We start from the raw sequence: 20,507 nt of genomic DNA on the forward strand, positions 1-20,507 counted from the left end.
CCCTTGTGGAGATGGGGATTAATCCAGTTGCCGCACACTTCTTTGTCTTCTTCTTCGGTGCGATGTCGAATGTAACACCACCTGTTGCACTAGCCTCGTTCACGGCTGCTGGGGTTGCCGGTTCAGATCCGATGAAGACAGGGTGGACAGGATTGAAGCTCACATTAGCTGGGTTTATCATCCCATTCATATTCGTTTACAACCCGATTTTACTTCACCAAGGTCCGAATGCAGACGTACTATGGAAAACATTTCTTGCAATCGGAACAGCCATTATCGGTGTCTATGCGCTTGCAGTAATGCTTTCAAACTTCTTAAATATTAAATTGTTAGTCTACGAGCGTATTGCCTACGGTATTGCGGCCTTCCTATTAATTGTCCCAGGTTGGTTAACAGACCTCATTGGAATTGGTTTATTTACACTACTGACAATCACGCATATTATTCGAGCTAACAAGCACAAGGCACGAGCAGGAAATGAAATTAATGCCTATTAAATAGAGTAAAAGCAAGCGGACTTGACCGCTTGCTTTTTTTGCTAGAATACTTTGATGTTTAATGTACCAACCTGAGAAACAAGTAATTCCTCGTATTCTTTCTGTGCTAACATGTTTACTTCATTTTGTTGCGATTGAGGGTTTTCTTCCTTCACTTTATTCACAACATCCTCTTGTACCTTTCTTGTAATAAGAATGGCTTCGTATTGTTGATGTTCTTTGTTCCAAAACTTTTCTTCCCCGTACTCTTGAATCAACTGTTGAGCTACTTCACTCTTAGCATATTGTTGTTTTACTTCTTTCACTGCCGCTTCTATTTCCTTCGGTTCTGCTGTATATCCTTTCTCTTCTCCAAGTAACTTTGCAGCTTGTAAACGAATGATCTGTGATAATAATGTATTACGATTGTCTAATACCTCTCGCTGCTGTTCCCAATATCGTAATGCTTCATCTAGCTCTGCACCACTGTATTGTTTGCGATCAGCTTCTTCATACATTGCAATTTGAATTTCATTAATGACCCGGTAGAAATCAAGATCCTCTTTCGTTATCTCTTGGTCATTTACAAGCGCGACGCCGTTTGCTTTTTCTGCCTCAAATGTTAGTACCGTTTCTGTTTCTTGTTCGCCATCTTTCATCGTTACGATTGCTTCCCATTCTCCTGCCATCGGTAAAACAATTTCACCTATATAAATACCTGCGTCTTGTTCTTTTAATTGGACTTTTAAATCATCATGATCCATTTTTGTCATTTCCAGAACAGCTTCAACTTCAAGACCCTTCACTTCATTGCCCTCTTCCTTAACCGATACAACAAGTTGCGAAGCTTCTCCATCTTTAAAGTAAGGAGCTTGTTCTATTTTTGCACTCCAATTCGGTGCACTGTTACACCCAGCTACAATTATCATTAATGAAAGAAGCATGAATAACTTTTTCATATTAATTTCCTCCATTTGTCATTCGAGTTGTAAATTCTTCAGTTGTATATTTCGTTATCATTCCATTTTCTAAATACGCTACATGTGTACAAACCTTTTGAATCTCATCTAAATGGTGAGATGAAAGCAAGATTGTTTTATTTTCAAGAGACTTTAATATATTTAAAACTTCTATTCGTCCTATTGGGTCCAACCCACTTGTAGGTTCGTCTAGAATGAGGATTTCGCTGTCATAATAGAGCATTACTGCAAGCCCTAAGCGTTGAAGCATTCCTTTCGAATACTCACTAATCATCTGTTCTCGCTCTTCCCACAAACCAACTGAACGAAGAGCTTGTTCTATTTTCGTTTCTTCAATTTTTGAACGTTCAAGTGAAGCAAAGAATTTCATGTTTTCTAACCCTGTTAAATGCGTGTATAGCTGAAATTTTTCTGGTAAATAGGCTACATGTTTCTTCCAATCTTTTTTGTGAAGAGAGATGCCATTTAAATGAACACTTCCATTCTTCACTGGGAGTATGCCTAGCATCGAATGAATCAAAGTCGACTTCCCGGCTCCGTTCCGACCGACTAATGCACATAATTCATTTTTTCCAATTGTAAAATTCACATTTTCAAGTACTTTTTTCTTTCGATATGATTGAGAAAGGTTTTTCACCTGAATCATCTTTGTCCCCTCCTCGCTCCAACAAATACCGCTAATTCAAAAGGAATAACTGTCCATACGAATAAATCAACGAATAAAAACTTGCTAGGTGACATCCACACTAATTTCTCCATTAGCCTGGACATATGTTCAAGAGATAGAACACCAAGCGACGATTGTAAATGAAATGGTAATGTGTGTAACGGATCAAGAAAAAATAAGATGGAGAAACTCATAATATTTTCATAAGATACGGCTGGTAAATAATAAAGAAAAATAAGATCAATAAGGAAAACAAACAGAAACCATGTAAAAATATTGGCACCGACTAATTGCATCTTTGTTTGACAAACCGTTCCAAGTAATAACCCAATTTGATTAAAAATTACGATAAACACAAGCATTGTACCGATGAAACTAAAGAAGTGCGGAAGGGTAAATAAGTAAAATACTTTCATAGGAACAGCAAGGAGGACATACATCCCTATAATCGTTCCTGCGATGACGCTATGGATTGCGAAACCTTTCTTGATTAGAAAACTACGATAATTTTCTTTTTTTGTTGTAATAATCATTAATGTTTTTAATTCTTTCTCTTGAAGCACTGAAAATGATGCTAAGAACAAACACAGTAATGGAATGATATACACATTCATTTCGTACAAGGAAAGAAGTAAAACTTGAAAACTATTCTCAAGGGGCAATGTACGCGTTTCTAAGAAGATAAATAGAGATAGCAGAAGGACAATTCCTAATGCAAGCCATAGACCTTTCCCTCTCGATTGTTCTTTCCATTCTTTCCATATATACATCATGATCGATATCTCCTTCTACTTAATAGAAATCCTCCTCCTGTGAAAATTCCTAGCAGTATGACTACGAAAGCCGTCATTGACCGCTCGGAGGACATGATTGGATGCCGGTCCTCAAACATCACTTCTTGCTTGTTCGTCCATTCGTTCATCTTTTCATACAAATGAATGGCTGGACTTTCTAAAAACAAATACGCTAATTCATTCTCTTCAACTAACTTATATAAGGAGGATTGACCTTTAACTGAATAGTCACCGATTTCATCGTGGTCAAGATCTAGCAACGAGACCTCTGTACCCCAATCATTTCCCCGTCCATTTTCCGACCATTTGTTTGCTGCCTTACCTCCTAAAACTAATACAGAAGCCGTGTTACCCGAGAAATGATTCTCTGTAAATGTTTGGTTCTGGGAACTGGCCCATAATTCAATGCCGATTTGATTTTGAAACACGTCATTCTTTCTTATATCATTGCTTTGAGATTGGTCGATATAGATTCCTCTTTGATTTTGATAGAACTTATTGCTTTCAACACGGTTTTCATTTGCAGCTTGTAACAACAGTCCAAATGAACGCGTACCTTGATTTAGTGCAAATTCATTATTTTTCAGGATATTCCCCTTAGACTGCATAATCGCTGCCCCGCCAATATTGAAGCTGAAGCGATTGTCTGTAAATACATTTTCATTTGAGTACATATAGTGTAGCCCATAGCGTGTATGCTGAATGTCATTTCCAATTATTTCATTACTATCAGAGTAATCAAAGAACATCCCATCTCGTGTCTCTTTTATCGTATTATTTTTCAAGAGATTTTGGTTTGAATAATAAAGGTGAAGACCGTTTCCTTGACCTGCAACTTCTCCTTTATGAAGGCCTGTAACATCAACACCACTAACTTCGTTCTGATGCGCTTGACTTAAATAGACACCGTGAAAGGAATCTGTAATCGTAATATCACGCACAGTATTGTGATTATCCATTACCTTAATGCCAGCATATTCTTCCTTAGAGTTGCGGTCTTGCCCACTATGTGTCACTGTGAAATTTTCTAAAACGACGTTCTGAGCTTTGACAGTAATGACATTATGTGTTCCATCACCTTTTATAACAGTGCCTTCAACGCCACGTAATGTGATAGACTTTGTGATTACGATATTTCCTTCATACACTCGAGCCTCTAACTGCAAGGTTTTGTTTTTAGGTGTACGATTGATTAGCGTTTGTAAAGATGTTTCTTTTGCATACATATGGTTCGGAGTCAGGGTGAAAACGACTACTAGCCCTAACAAGATAAACAACCGATTCATTTCTTTCGTTCCTTCCACAGCGGCAAAACTAATAAGATAAAAGCAATTCCGATTAAATAAGAACCATATGTGAAATAACTATTTGTTACAAAGTTCGCTAATGTGTTCTCCCCAAAAACTGGTGGTACAAACGGTTCGATTGTAATCGGCGCGTTAGGAGCAAGATTTGTTCCAAAGTCTGTTAACCAACGATGGATATCATAGATACCTAAAATACCGCCAATCGCAAATAGGACAATTAAAGCATATAGAAGACCTTTTCGACCAATGGCCGCTGTTGCAAATGCTAATGCCGCCATTATACCGATAATGAAAGGTAAATATTGAAGCTCTGGAAAGCTTTCCTCACTAAATGGCTTCATTCCAATGTAATGGTTCAAGCCATTAATAATCTCAATTTCTCCTTCCATCTTGTTTGGATAAACGATAATATCCAAGCCTTCTGGATATTGAGGAGCAGTGAAATTCATTCCCCACCACGGAAAAAATAGAGACATGGCAATTAAACATCCAGCAATTGCGACGAATAGACGAGAAACACTTGATAGTTTGCCAGCCATTTCCTCTCACTTCCTTTAATGGATTTAAAGGGGCATCGTAATGGATACCCCTTTATTGTTGTTAATTTTTCGGTTTAACAAGGAAGTAACCTGTCATCTCTTGATGAAGTGCTGAGCAGAAGTTTGTGCAATACAATGGGAATGTACCAGCTTTGTCAGCTGTGAATTCAATTGTATTTGTTTGTCCAGGCTGTACTTCCATATTCAAGTCATAACGGTTAATCGCAAAACCGTGTGTAATATCTTGATCCAAATCAATGTTTGTAAGGTGGATGTATACTTTATCGCCTTCATTTACTTCAATCACATCTGGGCGTTTTGCTTTTGCATCGAAGATAAACTTAGAACGCATTGCAATTCCATATACATGAACTTCATTACCTTTACGTTCAATCCGTGTATCTTCTTGCTTCCATACTGAGTTCTCACGCTTCTCTTCTTTCGGATAAATTTTCAATGGGTCAAGTTTGTCTGCTTTAATGATTTGCGCATAGTGTGGCTCAGGGTTAACTGGCGCTGACTGAATAACTTCCATCTTTTCGCCAGAAAGATCAATCAATTGCATAGATTCTGGATGAGATGGACCTACTGATAAATAACTATCTTTTGCAATCTTATTAAGAGCGACGAGATATTTACCATCTGGGTCAACAGTGTCACCTTCAGCAGCTACTGAGTGACCTGGTGAATATTGAACAGGTACACGATCTAGCGTTTCACCTGTAGACGGATCCCATTTCACGATTTCAGATGAGATGAACATCGTTGTATATGCCATACCTTTGTCATCAAATTGTGTATGAAGTGGTCCTAATGCATTTTCAGGGTCTACTTCACGCTCTACAACAGAATCATAATTCAAGACTGGAATACCATCTTTTTCGCCAGCAAAATCTTGTTGCTCAATTGCTTCGAATGCTTTTTCAAAAGAGAATACTGTCATCGCTGGTGCTAATTTACCTGAAGCAATGAATCGCTCACCATCAGGTGTTACATCTACTCCGTGTGGAGATTTTGCTACAGGAACAAGATAGATACCGCCTTTATGCTTTTCAGGGAAAATCATTTTTTGTCCTGTTACTTCATCATATTGTCCGTCTTGAACCATCTTCTCAAGCTCTTTCCAGTTGAAAAGGACGATATAGTCACGGTCTGCTTGAGATGCGTTAATTTCTAAGTTCGTTGTTGCTTCTTCTGTATTATAGGTTGTAATAACAGCCCAATCTTTTGATACTCCTTTACCAGCATCAGATAAGTCATAAGACCAAGGTGGTAAAGCAACTTGCCATTCAACATTCAGCTTTTCTTTTTGCTCGTCAAATTTTACTGCTGACATAATTCCTTTGTATGTTTCGCCATACTCATCTAACGGAGCATATTCACTAGCAATCGGAACAGCAAAACGTGTTGGCAAGAACATGTACTCTGTATTTTCAGTAACGAACATTGCACAGTGTGGGCCGCTTGTATTTGGTACATCGATAATATCTTTAACTGTAAAAGTCTTCAGATCCATCGCAGCTGCGCGGCTGTTTCCTACATCTGTAGCAAACATCCATTTTCCATCATAATCCCCATTTGTTTCAGAAAAGGCTGGATGATGAAGGTCTCCCCACGTATAATCACCCATTAATTCTTTCGTATGTTTATCAAATCCATACCCTGTTGCTGAATCTGGTGAAAAGACAGGCACTGTACGAATGTGACGCATAGAAGGCACGCCATAAATGAACATTTGACCTGAGTGACCACCTGACGCAAATAAGTAATATTCATCTTTTTCGCCAAATGGCACATATACCTTTTCTGCATTTGTATTTTTAGCATTTGCTTGACTAGTTGTAGTTGCTGGAGAGAAATTACCAAATAAAACGGTTGATAACACTACACCAGCAGCTATTCCTGATACAGCTGAAATGATTTTCTTCATTTTCAGCACCTCCGATTATTTTTCAGATGCCTCTTTTAAAACTTCTACAATCTTATCAATTTCTTCATCAGAAAGTGGATTGCCTGAGATTACGCTGGACATAACAGCAGATGTTGGTTCTTTCAAAAATTCATCGATTGGCTTTCCGTGTTTCCCTTCTACATTACCGTAAGCAGTTGAAAGGTCAGGTCCTGTGGCTCCGCCTTCAAGATCAAGACTTGAAACGGCATGGCATGAAAGACACCCTTTTTCCGCCAAAATATTATCTACTTGAGCAGTTGGTTGCTCGGCTTCACTTGCTTGTTCTTCAGGCTGCTCTTCAGCCACTTTGTCTTCTACAGCTGAATCACTGCCAGCTTGTTGAACAGGCGAGCTAAACTTGAAGAACAAGTAACCCCCACCAAATCCAATGACTGCACAAATCACAAAAATAATGATGTTTTTGTTCACTACCATATCTCCCTTCTAAAGATATTGTTGAAAATTAAATCCCTAGATGATGTAAGTACTTTACAGTTCTTATCTTAATAGAGAAAAACATCTAATAGAGTGATAAACATCACACTGAAAGTAAGAATTAAAATAATCATTATTTCGCTTCACAAAGTATTCATAAACACAATAAGGTTTTCCAATATAAAAATCATTCCTATCTAAAAATAGCTACTATACAAAAAAGCAAGCGGGTTTAACCGCTTGCTTTTCATCTATTTCATATATAATTGGCGATAAGCTTTCTGTAACTGCACGGTGGTTTTTCCCGGCTTACCATCACCGACTGCTTTTCCATCCAGTTCAATGACTGGCATAACTTCCGCTGACGTACTTGTAAAAAAGATTTCGTCACTCTCTTTGAATTCCTCAAGTGATATTTGCTTTTCAACCACTGGAATTTCTAACTTCTTAGCAAGCTCCAAAACAACCTCTCTCGTAATCCCAGCTAAGATGTGACGACTTAACGGTGGCGTTATCAATTTCCCCTCTACAACAATAAAGATGTTACTGCTTGAGCCTTCTGTTATGATTCCATCTCTGTGAAGAATAGCTTCCATTGCTTCCTGCTCAAATGCTGTTTGTTTTGCCAAAATATTAGGAAGTAAGTTCAACGATTTAATATAACAATTTGCCCACCGTTCATCCTCTAATAAAATGGCTGAAACACCATTATCTCTCTTTTCCTGAGGGATTTGACGTGCAGGACGGACTGTCATTGTGAGTGATGGTGCAACATCTGGAAACAAATGTTGACGCTGTACAATCCCTCTTGTTACCTGCAGGTAGACCTCTGCATCTAAATAACCTGATCTTTCGATTCCTTCTTCAATAATTTCCTTAATCTCTTCTATTGGATAAGGTAGGGCGATTTTTATCGCTTTCGTACTTCTTTCAAGCCGCTCTAAATGTTGCTTTGCAGCAAACATCCTTCCATGATAAACACGAATAACTTCATAGACACCATCACCAAACTGATGACCACGTTCATCAATTGGTAACACTTTTTCATCTATATCAATAAATTTCCCATTAACAAACCCAACGCTCACTTTTGTTTCCCTCCCAATGTATAAGTTTCTACTTAAATGTACCATGGATTAGATATTGCGGCATGCCCAACGTCCTTTTTCCATAAAGAGACTTTTGCCCTCGTTTATAAGAATCCAACTTCAGGGAATGAGAGGAGTAAACATTCTCCAAAGGAGGTACTTTTCATGAAAAAGAAACCGTTAATACTGGCAACCTTCCTCTCCACGGGAATTATTCTAGCAGGCTGTGGTGGTAACGACACTGAAACTGATGTAACTACGAATGAAGAAGAAACACAAACAGAACAACCGGCTGAAAATGCGGAAGAACCTGCTCAAGATGAAAATATGGAAGAACCAGCGAGCGAAGATGAAGCTTCAGGAAATGAAATGGAAGGAACAGATGACGCCGCATTAAAAGAAGACATTGACAGCGTAATGGCATCCGTTAAAGCACTAAGAGAAGCAGCACAAGGCTCGAAGAAAGATGTGGCACCAATTAATGAAAAAGGAAAAGCATTAGAAGCAAACTGGGACGGTATTGAAAAACAAGTAGAAGAACAATATCCAGATCAATACAAAAAAATCGAAGAAAGTCTTTATCCATTAATTGAAGAAGCCAAAAAAGACACTCCTGATGTTGAAAAGATCGACTCCCTTATTGCGGAAACACAAGATATGCTTGAAAGCTTTAAAGACAAGCTTTCGAATGAATCAAGCTCATAGTAAAAAAGCATTAATCAGCTATTAAAAAGATTTTATTTTCAATTTTACGTTTAGACAAGGACGTTTCTTGGAAATGGATTACCAAATCATCATGAAGGAGGACCACAATAATGGCTGTACTTCAAGACATCATGACGAAAGATTGTGCACATGCTGAGCCAAAGGATGATTTATATACGTTAGCCGCAAAGATGAAAACTCATGACGTTGGTTTTCTTCCTATCATTGAAAAAAATGAATTAAAAGGTACCCTTACTGACCGAGACCTTGTCGTTAAAGGATTAGCAAAAGAAAACTCTCAAAATGAAATTCATGCAGCAAGCATTATGACTGAGAAAGTGATTACAGGCTTTCCTAATATGGAAGTTGAAGAAGCATCACGTTTAATGCAAGAACATCAAATTCAACGTTTACCAGTCGTTGAAAACGGAGAATTAAAGGGCATTGCTTCTATTGGTGATATGGCAACATCAAAGCATGCAGATCAATCAGCAGGTAATGCTCTTAGCGAAATTAAAAAATAACTTTGAGTATGAGTGAAGATCCTTTTAACAGAAAGGAGAATGACAAATGGCAAGTCGTTTTAAGACAGGGGAAAAATCTCCTGAAAGTGGTGAATTCAAATTTGATGGTCATGTTCACGAAGATTCTGAAGGCGAAAATACAGAAACAATCAAGGTTGAAGAAGGAGAACAATTTCCTCCTTCCCCTTCAACACACAAAGCATCATATTGGGTAAAAGCATAATATGATTATAACCGAGCTCATAGAGGAAGCTTCCTCTATGAGCTTTTATGATTTCATTTACATAACCTATTATCCTGACTAGTCCGATATGTTAAACTAAAGATAAACTTAAATTCAAAAGGATGTGTGACAGCATGCGTGTTGTAAATAATATGGCTGAATTAATCGGTCATACTCCACTAGTAAAGTTAAATCGCATCACTTCTCCAGAAGGTGCAGATGTTTATATGAAGCTTGAAATGTTTAACCCGAGTGGCAGCGTAAAAGACCGTGCTGCATATAATATGATGGTTGAAGCTGAAAAAGCAGGCTTATTAAAGGAAGGGTCTACAATCATTGAGCCAACGAGCGGAAATACTGGCATCGGTTTAGCGATGAACGCCGCTGCCCGTGGCTATCAGGCTATTCTCGTTATGCCTGATACCATGACACAGGAACGCATTAACCTTCTTAAAGCATACGGAGCAAAAGTAGTTCTAACACCTGGGTCTGAAAAAATGCCAGGATCAATTAAAAAAGCAAAAGAGCTTGCAAAAGAAATCCCTAACAGCTTTGTCCCAATGCAATTTGAAAATAGCGCAAATCCTGATGCCCATCGTAATACAACAGCAACTGAAATTATTGAAGCAATGAATGAACTTAACAAGCCTCTTGCAGCATTTGTGTCTACTGCTGGAACTGGCGGAACCATTACAGGTACAGGTGAAGAGCTGAAGAAGCATTATCAAGACTTAACTGTTCATGTTGTTGAACCAGACGGCTCACCTGTTTTGTCAGGTGGAAAGCCAGGAAAGCACAAGCTTGTCGGCACAAGTCCAGGCTTCATTCCTGATATCTTAAACACAGATGTATATGATGAAATTTTTCGAATCAGAGATGAGCAGGCATATGATATTACACGACGCCTTGCTCAAGAGGAAGGTATCTTAGTCGGAACTTCTGCAGGGGCAGCTTGCTATGCAGCATTAGAAGTTGCAAAACGAAAAAGCCCTGATGAAATTGTTGTCGTTATTGCGCCAGATACAGGTGAACGTTATCTTTCCGGCGATTTATTTGATTTTGAATAAGATGTAGCGGGTAAGCGAATCACTTTCGTTTTCCCGCTTTTTTTGTTTCGTCTTTCTTTCTTCTCTCTCGAGTACGCATTTTTTCATGAAAATAACAAAAAGTAATAACGAATCGCTTGCCGAGGAGTGGAACGAACGATGAAACTTAGTGATTTTTCGATAAAGCGCCCTGTTTTCACAATTGTTACGATGCTGCTTTTTATTATATTAGGAATCGTCTCTGTCATTGGCACCCCATTAAAATTAATTCCAAATATAAATCCTCCGGCTGGAGCTGTTGTCGTTACATATCCAGGAGCTGGGCCAAAGGAAGTTGTTGAGGAAGTTACGAAACCTCTCGAAGAAAGCTTAGCTACATTGTCTGGCTTAAAAAATATGACATCAACTTCACAAGAAGGCTCAAGCTTAATCCTATTAGAGTTCACGAATAAAACAAATATTGAGGAAGTCCAAGATGATATCGAAAATGCAATGAACGAAGCTAACCTTCCTGATGAAGCTGTTAACCTTAGGTTCTTAAAGTTCGATCCATCCCAGATTCCTATTGTTCAACTAGCAATCAGTACAACTGATGGAAACAAGACGTTTGAACAAAAGGCAAAGAAGCTCCAACAACAGCTCTCACAAGTGGACGGTGTCGCTAGTGCTGACTATCAAGGCTTGCAAGTAGATGAAGTCAAAGTCCAGCTTAAGCAAAGCAAGCTTAAAGAATATGGAATAACTCAAAAAGATGTCGTTGACCTTCTTCAAGCAAATAATGTCTCCGTTCCCGGCTCAACGATCATAACAGGCGGAAAGCAACTAACGACCCGTATTATTAGGCAACTGAGTTCTGTTGAAGAAATCAAAAACCTTGTCGTCTCAAAGAAAAGTGATGGAAGTAACTTACTTCTTAATGAGCTTGGTACGATTAAGATCGCTCCTTCTAGCCAAGAAACCATTACAAGAAATAATCAACAGCCTGCCCTGCTTATGAGTGTGTTTCAACAATCTGATTCAAACACAGCAACCGTTTCTAAACAGTTCAACCGAAAGCTTAACAACCTCTTAGAGAAAGAAGAATATACTCAGCTCGATGCCGCTATTCTTTTTGATCAAGGAGAATATGTACAGAAAGCGATTAAGAGCATGGGAAGTGCTCTCGTGCTCGGTGGAACGTTCGCAATGATAGTGTTATTCTTCTTCCTGCGAAATTTCAAGACGCCGTTCATTATTGGTGTTTCCATTCCTTTTTCTGTCATCGTTACATTTGTATTAATTTATTTTGCAGGCTTTACATTAAATATTATGACCCTTGGCGGTTTGGCCCTTGGGATTGGAATGCTTGTTGATAACTCGATTGTTGTTATCGAAAACATTTATCGCCACTTAAATATGGGAAAGCACGCAAAGAAAGCTGCATCAGAAGGCACAAAAGAAGTCGGGGTCCCAATTATCGCTTCCACCCTTACGACTGTAGCCGTATTTCTTCCTGTTGTCTTTATTACTGGGATTATCGGCGACCTTTTCAAAGAGTTTTCTTTCACAATTGCTTTCAGCCTGCTTGCTTCACTGTTCGTTGCTCTTACCGTTGTTCCAATGATGGCCAGCCGTATTTTGAAGCCGACTCCTGAAAATGTTGAAGAAAAGCGTCTGAATTCCCGTGTGCTTCGTTCTCTGGAAAAGAGTATTAAATGGGCACTTGCCCACCGCATAAGTGTGCTCCTTCTTACGGGATTATTTTTAGCACTCGGTATTTTAGGGATTACACAGACTGGTACAGAGTTTTTGCCACAATCTGATCAAGGCTTCTTCTCCATTAATGTTGAAATGGAAAATGGCTCAGCGCTTACTGAAACCGATCAAACTGTTAAAAGCATTGAAAACGTACTAAGTGACGAGAAAATAGTAAAGGATTATTTCAGCCTTGTTGGAAGCACACAGGACCAAGGTCCAGCCAGCCCAACGAATGCAAGCATGGCACAAATTTTCGTTTCATTAATTGACGCAAATGAACGTGAGCAAACAACAAGTGAGTTTGTTGCAGCTGTGAAAGATGATATTGAAAGAGCTGTTACAAATGCCAAACAAATTTCCTTTAACCAACAAAGCACGGCAGGAACAAAACCGAATACACTAACATTCAATGTGCGAGATAACAATGAAAAGCGCTTAACAAATGCCGTGCAAACCATTAATAAGACATTGACCGACTTCAAAGATGTCACTGAATTAACAAATAACTTAGCGGAAACAAAAGATGAGCTTCAAGTAAAAATAGACACAGAAGCTGCTAGAAGCAATGGGTTAGCACCCGGACAAATCGCTGAAGCTGTCAGCAGTGCCATGCGCGGAACGAAAGCAACTAAGATTACAACAGAAAATAATGATGTCATTGATGTAGATGTGAGCTATGGACCTGAAGTAAAAGAAAGTAAGCAGTCACTTGCAAACCTTTTATTAAAAACGCCCGCTGGTTCATATATTCCTCTCGATGATGTTGCGATTATTGAAACAGGGGACTCGCCAGTAACCATTAACCGAAGAAATCAAGAACACGCGGTTGAGTTTACAGTTAAATTTTCAAATGAAACGACATTAGGAGAATTTAAGCAAGCCGTTCAAACAGAAATCGAATCATTGGATTTAAGTGAAGAAGTCGAAGTCAATTACACCGGAGACTTTGAGCTATTAGGGGACACGATTAAGCAGCTTGGAATGGCGTTTGTACTGGCAGTTGTGTTTGTTTACTTAGTAATGGCAGCTCAATTTGAATCATTTAAATACCCGTTTGTTATTTTATTTACAGTTCCGCTCGTTTTCATTGGTGTATCTCTCGGGTTAACAGCCACACAGACACCAATAAGTGCTACAGCGCTGATTGGACTTGTCGTTCTTGCAGGAATTGTCGTTAACAATGCGATTGTCCTTGTCGATTACATTAACCAATTGAAAGAACATGGCTACCGTTCATATGATGCGATTGTTGAGTCTGTAAAAGTGAGAACAAGGCCCATTCTGATGACCGCGATTACAACCATGCTTGGGTTATTACCGATTGCCCTCGGCTTAGGGGAAGGAACAGAGATCCAGCAGCCAATGGGGATAACCGTTATTGGAGGATTAGTCAGCAGTACATTTCTAACTTTATTCGTCATTCCTGTACTGTATAGCTATGTAGACCGTGACACCCGTAAGCATCGTGCTCCAAGTAGAAGTCTCAAAATCCCGGCCCGCTTGCTTCAAGAGCAAAAAGAAAACTCAAACAATGAGGAAGTCATTAAACTGCTCGAAAGCCTTCTCGAAACAGTTAAGAAATCGAACAAATAGCACTAAGTAAAATACAGACAAAAAAGCGAAAAGCCCACAGTCGAAAGGCTTTTCGCTTTCTTTACTTCTGTCCATATGTTTTAAACTTTTCAAGCATCCGTTCCATTTCATCGTCAGGCAAAATGACAGGCTCTCCGATTGTTTTAGCACGATAATAGATCTCCGCACAAAACTCAATTTCTTCGGCTATATTAAAAGCATTTTCAATATCATGCGCACCTGCTAATAAACCGTGATTTGCAAGGAGTACTGCCCTTCGCTCTATCATTGCATCATATGCGTTATTGGCGAGCTCCGGCGTGCCGAAAGAAGCATATTCAGCACAACGAACATTTTTCCCTGCATAAGCAACTAAATAAGATACTGCGGGTAGCTCCCAACGCAGTGAAGCAATGGTCTTTGCAAAGGTTGAATGCGTGTGGACAATCGCCTGCAAATCATCACGCTTCTGATAAAAGATCATGTGCATATCTAATTCACTTGAAGGCTTTCGGTTCCCGTCAACGATATTTCCCTTCAAGTCTGTCACGACAACATCTTCTGGCGTCATCTCGAAATAATCGATTCCACTCGGACTTATCGCCATCATATTCTTCTCTTTATTGTAAATACTTATGTTTCCGCCCGTTCCCTTTGTAAGACCTGATTCAAGCATCTTGCGGGAATAGGCAACAATATCCCGTCTTTCCTGCTCTAACAGCACGCCTCTCTCTCCCTTCTTCTAAAACAACTTCTGCAAATTCTCCGCAAATGGTGGATAGACAATTCCCTTTTCTGTCACAATTGCCGTAATATTTTCATGTGGTGTTACATCAAATGCAGGATTATAAACTTGAATGTCTTTTGGAGCAGAGTATACACCAAAGCGATTAATGACTTCTGTTATCTCCCGTTCTTCAATCGGAATTTCCTTGCCTGTTGGTGTTTTTAAGTCAATCGTTGGTGTCGGCGCCGCAACATAAAACGGAATCCCATAATGCCTTGCTAAAATCGACACACCAAGAGTTCCAATTTTATTAGCTGCATCACCGTTTGCAGCCACACGGTCACAGCCAACAATTACTGCATCAATTTTCCCTTGTGACATTACTACAGCAGCCATGCTGTCTGTAATAACTGTGACATCAATTCCAGCCCGCTGCAATTCGAGTGCAGTTAACGTGGAGCCTTGCAGCCTCGGTCTCGTTTCATCTGAATATACTTTGAAATCCCAGCCTTTTTCCTTTGCCAAATACATTGGGGCCGTTGCTGTGTTCCGTATTTTGTCGTTGCTAATGCCCCTGCATTACAATGTGTCAGAAGCCCCATTCCGTTCTCTAATAAGGTTAAAAGATTCTCGCCAATTGATCGGTTAATCTGTTCATCTTCCTCATGAATTTGAACCGCTTCTGCTAATAGCCTCTCTTTTAATTCAGGGATAGGCATCCCCTTATTGTCTTGTGCGGCCGTTTCCATTCGCTCTAACGCCCAAAACAAGTTCACTGCGGTAGGCCGGGAGGTAGCTAGATATTGAGACTTCTCTTTTAATATTTGATAAAAGGCATCAAAGGAGCTTTCTTCTACATCTTTTACTCCAAGATATAATCCATATGCTGCAGACACACCAATTGCAGGGGCACCACGCACTTTCATCTCCTTTATCGCATCCCATACGCCTTCAACTGTATGAAATGCCTCATAAACAATTTCATTCGGTAATAGCGTTTGGTCTAATAAAACAAGCTCTCCGCTACGCCACTCAATTGGTATAAGCTGTTCTGTCATCATTTTATCTCCTTTTTAAATACTAACTTGCTCAAACTCTTTCACCGCTTGTAAAAAATCTTCCCCAGTTGTAAACTCAGTACGCTTCATTATAAATTGTTTTGCAGCAGAAAGACACATCCGCTCTGCTCGAACCCGGGATGACTCGTCTTCGATTGAGGTAATATCCTTCACTTGGGCCAGTCCGACAATTCGGCGAATTAATTCTAGTCCTACAACCGCAGCTGTGTCCTCTAGAACACTCTCAAGATACCATTCCTTGAATCCTTTTTCCTTTGCCATTATGTCTTGTACGTTATCTTCCCAAGTCTTATGAAACTTTTGTTTGAAGAGGTTAATAACATCGACAATCGTCTCTTCGACCCATTTAGTAAACGCTCTGTCAGCTACAGTCACTTTTGCGTTGGCCCAAGCAAATATAAGGTTTGCTACGACATTTCCAACATCATAGCCAATCGGTCCGTAGAAGGCGAATTCAGGATCAATGACTTTCGTAGAATCTTTCTTCACAAAAATCGAACCTGTATGCAAATCACCATGCAATAACGCTTGTGCTTTTGTCATAAAGTCAAACTTCAACTTTGCCACCTCAAGACGCAGCGCTTGCTCTTCGTATATTTCACGCCTTACCCATTCTAAATTCGGAGGAAAAACAGCATTTCGATTATTGCAATCATTATAAGGTTCAGTATAAACAAGGTCCTCGGTAACTTCGCATAGCTCAGGGTTTAAATAACGGCCAACACTATCTTTCTTTTCTTTATGCTCCATGACAACGTCTGTTGTTAATAATAATGATTGAACCATAAAGGTTGTAATATCCTCGGCAAGCTGAGGGAAGGTTTTGTGGTGAATGAGGGCAGTGCGCAAGATTTCATGGTCAGACAAATCTTCCATTACACAACAGTTCATCACATTATCATAAACAAACACTTCCGGCACTAATCCTGGTGCAAACTTTCCTTGTAACTCAAGTGCACTTGATTCGATCCGAATCCGGTTTGTTGAAAGCTTGAATTCATCAGAAATGCGCGCCGTTTCTCCAGCTTGTTTGACGATCACTGATTTGGACGTTTTCTCCTCAACGACACGAAACACATAATTTAAATTACCATCACCAATTTCTTCACAACTACATTCACTATCTAATGTAAAAAGGGATGTTTTTTCTTTTAAATAAGTAATGACATCTTCTTCTTTCATTAAGAAATACGTATCAAATTTTGACACTGCTGCCACTCTCCCTCATTCTTTTAATCAGTTCAGGATAACGCTTTCAAAGAGATACAAAAATTTGCTAATGTATTTAATCGTCATTATACTTAATGGTATTTTTTCATTCAAGCTTCCTTTTTCCATAGGACACCAATAGTGCATAAGTCTTGCAGGAATTTGACGAAAATTGAGAAAGTATTGTTATAGCTCAAAATAGAAAGGAGCACCCGAATGCCTCAAATGAAAAACATTTCAATAAATGATTGGCTAGAAGGCTTTTTCGAGAAAGCGTATGATGGTGTGGTTATTGTGGATAACCAAGGCTTTATTCAATATATGTCTGAAAACTATTGTAGCTTCCTTAAAGTTTCGCAGAAAGATGTGATAGACAAGCATGTAACTGAAGTGATTGAAAATACACGTATGCATATTATCGTTCAAACACAAGAAATGGAGACTGCTGACTTACAATACTTGCGCGGTAACTATGTCATCGCAAATCGTATTCCAATCTATCAAAATAATCATGTGGTCGGCGCAATCGGTACAATTATCTTTAGAGATCTTCGAGAATGGAAGGAAATGAACAGCCATATTAAGAGCTTACTGCCTGAACTGAACTTTCTTAGAGATGAATGGAGTCACAATAATGGGGTCCGTTACTCACTATCAGATATTGTCGGTCAATCAAAGCATCTTAAAAAGTTAAAGCAGACAATCAAAAGAGTAGCTTCAAGTGACTTATCGATTTTGATTCGTGGTGAAAGCGGAACAGGAAAAGAACTGGTCGCACATAGTATTCACCAGCTTAGTGAACGTAGTCATCAACCTTTTGTCAAAATAAACTGTGGCTCAATTCCAGAACATTTACTTGAATCTGAACTATTTGGTTATGAAGATGGGTCCTTTACCGGTGCAAAAAAAGGTGGAAAGATCGGAAAGTTCCAACTCGCAGATGGAGGAACGATTTTTCTCGATGAAATTGGAGAAATGGCTCCACATATGCAAGTAAAGCTATTACGCGTTCTGCAAGAAAAGGAAGTCGAGCCAATTGGAGCGGTACGTGCAAAACCAGTAAATGTCCGAATCATTGCTGCTTCTAACCGTCCGCTTGAAGAGATGGTACAAGAAAGTAAATTTCGGAAGGATTTATTCTATCGACTAAACGGCCTGCAATTAACAATTCTTCCTCTTCGCCACCGACCAGAAGATATTGTACCGCTTTGCGAGCATTTCCTACAGAAGGTTTCATCAAAGATAAACCGTCGAATCGATACAATCGCTCCAGCTGTACTAGATCTATTTCATCATTATTCATGGCCTGGAAATTGCCGTGAGTTAGAAAATACGATCCAAGCTGCTGCTCATTTAAGCGATCATCACAACATGATCACACTTGAAAGCTTACCTGAGTATTTAAAGTTCGAAAAGCTTGAAAATAAAGGCTTGAGGGAAGCAGTTGCAGCGACAGAAGAACATTTCATTCGACAAGCACTAAGAAAATGTCATAACGATAAGCTTAAAGCTGCTAAATCATTAGGTATTAGCAAAACATCCCTTTATGACAAACTAAAAAAATATAATATTACTTAAAATTCCACATTTCTGGAATTAGCGTTCACAAACCCGGAATCTTCTTTAAACCATCTACTCACTCAAGTAATGCTTGGAAATTACTATACTCACATTCCTAATATTCGGAATAAACAAATATTTTATCCCTCTTATTTATTGTAATCATCGCCTTATAAACTTGGCATCATACTTGCATTAATAAATCGTATAAGCAAAGTTTTTGTATGCGCTTACAAACTAAAGATAAGGGGGATTTGAATTGTTTGATGTCGGTTATTTCACACGACGCGTGACCGAAAAACTGAACACACTTAATCCAGGTAAAACTGCAGTACAAATGGAAAATGAGCAAAGCTGGACATATGAAGAGCTTCATCTTCGTTCAAATGCTTATGGAAATGCTTTAGTTGAAATGGGCGTAACGAAAGGAGACCGTGTTGGCGTTCTTCTCTACAATTGTCTCGAATATTTCGCATTGTATTTTGCAATCGCAAAAATTGGAGCAATTGCTGTTCGACTTAATTTTAGGTTAACGGCGCCTGAGCTTGAATATGTCATTAATGATTCTGGTGCCAAAGTACTTTGTTTTCACTCTGAGCTAAATGAAACAATTAGCTCGATCCGTAACAAAACCTCTGTCGAACATTTCATTTGCTTCTCAAAACAACAACATCATTATCCAAATTGGGCAGAAGCGCAAGCAATATTAGACGCTGGCAGTACAAAGGAAATTGACCCTGGAGAAATCAAGCTTGAAGACCCTGTTATGCTTATGTATACCTCTGGTACCACCGGCTTGCCTAAAGGTGCTCTTTGGACACATGGCAATACATTTTGGTTTTCTTCAATGCAAGCAATGCAGTGGAACTATACAGGTAATGAGATTGCAATGACGACAGGCCCTCTTTACCATGTAGGGGCAATGGAGGATATTGCACTCCCTACCCTATTAAGTGGCGGAACTGTCCATATTACAAAAAGCGGTGGCTTTGATATTAGCCGAATTCTTCAAGTAATCGATGAATGCAACATTACTGATTGTTTCTTATTTCCATTTATGATTTATGAGATGCTGAACTCTTCAACTACCTATCAACTTAATTCACTTAAACGCATTTATACTGGCGGTGACCCAATTATGCCTTGGGCAATTGAACAATTAAATGCCAAGTTCCCACATATCGGTCTTGTACAAGTCTATGGCCTTACAGAAGGAACACCAATCGCAGCCTCTCTTTCACCAGAAGATAACCGTACAAAGAGTCACACAGTCGGCAAAGCAATGCCACTTACAGAAATAAGAATTGTGAATGACAATCACGAGTCTATAGAAGCAGGTGAAATTGGCGAAATTGCAATCAAAAGTCCATCTGTTTCAACAGAGTATTGGAACAAACCTGAAGCAACAGCAGAAACCTTTGTGAATGGTTGGTGTCATACAGGTGATCTCGGCCAAATTGATGAAGATGGCTTCTTAACGATCGCTGGTCGAAAAAAAGATATGATTCGAAGCGGCGGCGAAAATGTCTATGCAGCTGAAATTGAAGACTTGCTTTACCGTCATGAAAAGATCAAAGAAGTTTCTATTATAGGAGTCCCTCATCCAAAATACATTGAAACCGTTTGTGCCATTATCGTAAAACAACCTAATGTTTCTCTCCCAGAAGAAGAAGTCATTCATTATTGTCAAGGAAAAATAGCTAAATATAAGCATCCAAGAAAAATCATTTTTGTCGATGAACTTCCTCGAACACCATCTGGCAAAGTTCAGAAATTTAAATTAAGAGAGCGTTATCAATCTATTGCCACTTGAGTTATCTGAATTTTCATTATTTATTGGAGGGATAGACATGTTTGGATTATCACCGTTATTAACGTTTATGTTATT

The 20,507-nt window shown here is 39.1% G+C and carries 18 protein-coding genes and 1 pseudogene; 8 read left to right on the top strand and 11 right to left on the bottom strand.

Going from position 1 to position 20,507, the window contains the following annotated elements; all coding sequences use genetic code 11:
* The first annotated feature begins 5 nt into the window (after window positions 1-5).
* Complete coding sequence (locus LC040_13905; protein ID WLR50351.1) at window positions 6-497, top strand: TRAP transporter large permease subunit; 492 nt, start codon at window positions 6-8, stop codon at window positions 495-497.
* A 41-nt stretch (window positions 498-538) separates the two neighbouring features.
* On the opposite strand, the gene LC040_13910 is transcribed toward LC040_13905, so the two are convergent.
* From LC040_13910 to dat, 8 genes are all read right to left on the bottom strand, one after another.
* Window positions 539-1,435 (bottom strand): FixH family protein, encoded by an 897-nt coding sequence (locus LC040_13910; protein WLR50352.1) that lies wholly within the window; start codon window positions 1,433-1,435, stop codon window positions 539-541.
* Between the two features lies 1 nt (window position 1,436).
* Window positions 1,437-2,102, bottom strand: a complete 666-nt coding sequence (locus LC040_13915) for an ABC transporter ATP-binding protein (protein ID WLR50353.1) — start codon at window positions 2,100-2,102, stop codon at window positions 1,437-1,439.
* The gene (locus tag LC040_13920; GenBank protein WLR50354.1) at window positions 2,099-2,896 is read right to left on the bottom strand and encodes a copper ABC transporter permease; all 798 of its coding nucleotides are present in this window, start codon (window positions 2,894-2,896) and stop codon (window positions 2,099-2,101) included. The genes LC040_13915 and LC040_13920 overlap by 4 nt, the downstream gene beginning before the upstream one ends.
* On the bottom strand, window positions 2,893-4,203 hold the full coding sequence (gene nosD / locus LC040_13925) for a nitrous oxide reductase family maturation protein NosD (protein ID WLR50355.1): 1,311 nt from the start codon (window positions 4,201-4,203) through the stop codon (window positions 2,893-2,895). The genes LC040_13920 and nosD overlap by 4 nt, the downstream gene beginning before the upstream one ends.
* The gene (locus LC040_13930; GenBank protein WLR50356.1) at window positions 4,200-4,763 is read right to left on the bottom strand and encodes a hypothetical protein; all 564 of its coding nucleotides are present in this window, start codon (window positions 4,761-4,763) and stop codon (window positions 4,200-4,202) included. Before LC040_13930 ends, nosD begins: the two co-directional genes overlap by 4 nt.
* 61 nt (window positions 4,764-4,824) lie before the next feature.
* On the bottom strand, window positions 4,825-6,693 hold the full coding sequence (gene nosZ / locus LC040_13935; protein ID WLR50357.1) for a Sec-dependent nitrous-oxide reductase: 1,869 nt from the start codon (window positions 6,691-6,693) through the stop codon (window positions 4,825-4,827).
* A 15-nt stretch (window positions 6,694-6,708) separates the two neighbouring features.
* A complete protein-coding gene (locus LC040_13940) occupies window positions 6,709-7,143 on the bottom strand; it encodes a cytochrome c (protein ID WLR50358.1) in 435 nt (144 codons plus the stop codon).
* 257 nt (window positions 7,144-7,400) lie between these two features.
* The gene (gene dat / locus LC040_13945) at window positions 7,401-8,237 is read right to left on the bottom strand and encodes a D-amino-acid transaminase (protein WLR50359.1); all 837 of its coding nucleotides are present in this window, start codon (window positions 8,235-8,237) and stop codon (window positions 7,401-7,403) included.
* Between the two features lie 165 nt (window positions 8,238-8,402).
* On the opposite strand from dat, the gene LC040_13950 reads away from it, so the two are divergent.
* The 5 genes from LC040_13950 (at window position 8,403) to LC040_13970 (ending at window position 14,065) form a co-directional block, all read left to right on the top strand.
* Window positions 8,403-8,942, top strand: a complete 540-nt coding sequence (locus LC040_13950; protein ID WLR50360.1) for a hypothetical protein — start codon at window positions 8,403-8,405, stop codon at window positions 8,940-8,942.
* A 110-nt stretch (window positions 8,943-9,052) separates the two neighbouring features.
* A complete protein-coding gene (locus LC040_13955; GenBank protein ID WLR50361.1) occupies window positions 9,053-9,466 on the top strand; it encodes a CBS domain-containing protein in 414 nt (137 codons plus the stop codon).
* 46 nt (window positions 9,467-9,512) lie between these two features.
* Window positions 9,513-9,689, top strand: a complete 177-nt coding sequence (locus LC040_13960; protein WLR50362.1) for a YjzC family protein — start codon at window positions 9,513-9,515, stop codon at window positions 9,687-9,689.
* Window positions 9,690-9,823: 134 nt separating this feature from the next.
* On the top strand, window positions 9,824-10,756 hold the full coding sequence (gene cysK / locus LC040_13965; protein WLR50363.1) for a cysteine synthase A: 933 nt from the start codon (window positions 9,824-9,826) through the stop codon (window positions 10,754-10,756).
* Window positions 10,757-10,894: 138 nt separating this feature from the next.
* Window positions 10,895-14,065, top strand: coding sequence for an efflux RND transporter permease subunit (locus LC040_13970; GenBank protein WLR50364.1), 3,171 nt, complete (start codon window positions 10,895-10,897; stop codon window positions 14,063-14,065).
* A gap of 61 nt (window positions 14,066-14,126) precedes the next feature.
* Here the strand turns inward: LC040_13970 and LC040_13975 are convergent, their stop codons facing one another.
* The 3 genes and pseudogenes from LC040_13975 to mtnK all read right to left on the bottom strand — a co-directional run bounded on the left by LC040_13975 (window position 14,127) and on the right by mtnK (window position 17,059).
* A complete protein-coding gene (locus LC040_13975; protein WLR50365.1) occupies window positions 14,127-14,768 on the bottom strand; it encodes an L-fuculose-phosphate aldolase in 642 nt (213 codons plus the stop codon).
* Between the two features lie 18 nt (window positions 14,769-14,786).
* Window positions 14,787-15,829, bottom strand: a pseudogene (mtnA, locus tag LC040_13980) (S-methyl-5-thioribose-1-phosphate isomerase).
* Window positions 15,830-15,844: 15 nt separating this feature from the next.
* Window positions 15,845-17,059 carry an S-methyl-5-thioribose kinase gene (mtnK, locus tag LC040_13985; GenBank protein WLR50366.1) on the bottom strand — a complete coding sequence of 405 codons (1,215 nt, stop codon included), beginning with the start codon at window positions 17,057-17,059 and terminating at the stop codon, window positions 15,845-15,847.
* A gap of 225 nt (window positions 17,060-17,284) precedes the next feature.
* On the opposite strand from mtnK, the gene LC040_13990 reads away from it, so the two are divergent.
* Together LC040_13990 and LC040_13995 are read left to right on the top strand one after the other, a co-directional pair.
* Entirely contained in the window at window positions 17,285-18,637 is a 1,353-nt protein-coding gene (locus LC040_13990) for a sigma 54-interacting transcriptional regulator (GenBank protein ID WLR53300.1), read from the top strand.
* A gap of 241 nt (window positions 18,638-18,878) precedes the next feature.
* A complete protein-coding gene (locus tag LC040_13995; GenBank protein WLR50367.1) occupies window positions 18,879-20,432 on the top strand; it encodes a long-chain-fatty-acid--CoA ligase in 1,554 nt (517 codons plus the stop codon).
* Window positions 20,433-20,507: the final 75 nt, after the last annotated feature.

Origin of the sequence: Bacillus tianshenii, assembly GCA_020524525.2 — a bacterium.
Taxonomy (GTDB): domain Bacteria; phylum Bacillota; class Bacilli; order Bacillales; family Bacillaceae_N; genus Bacillus_AV.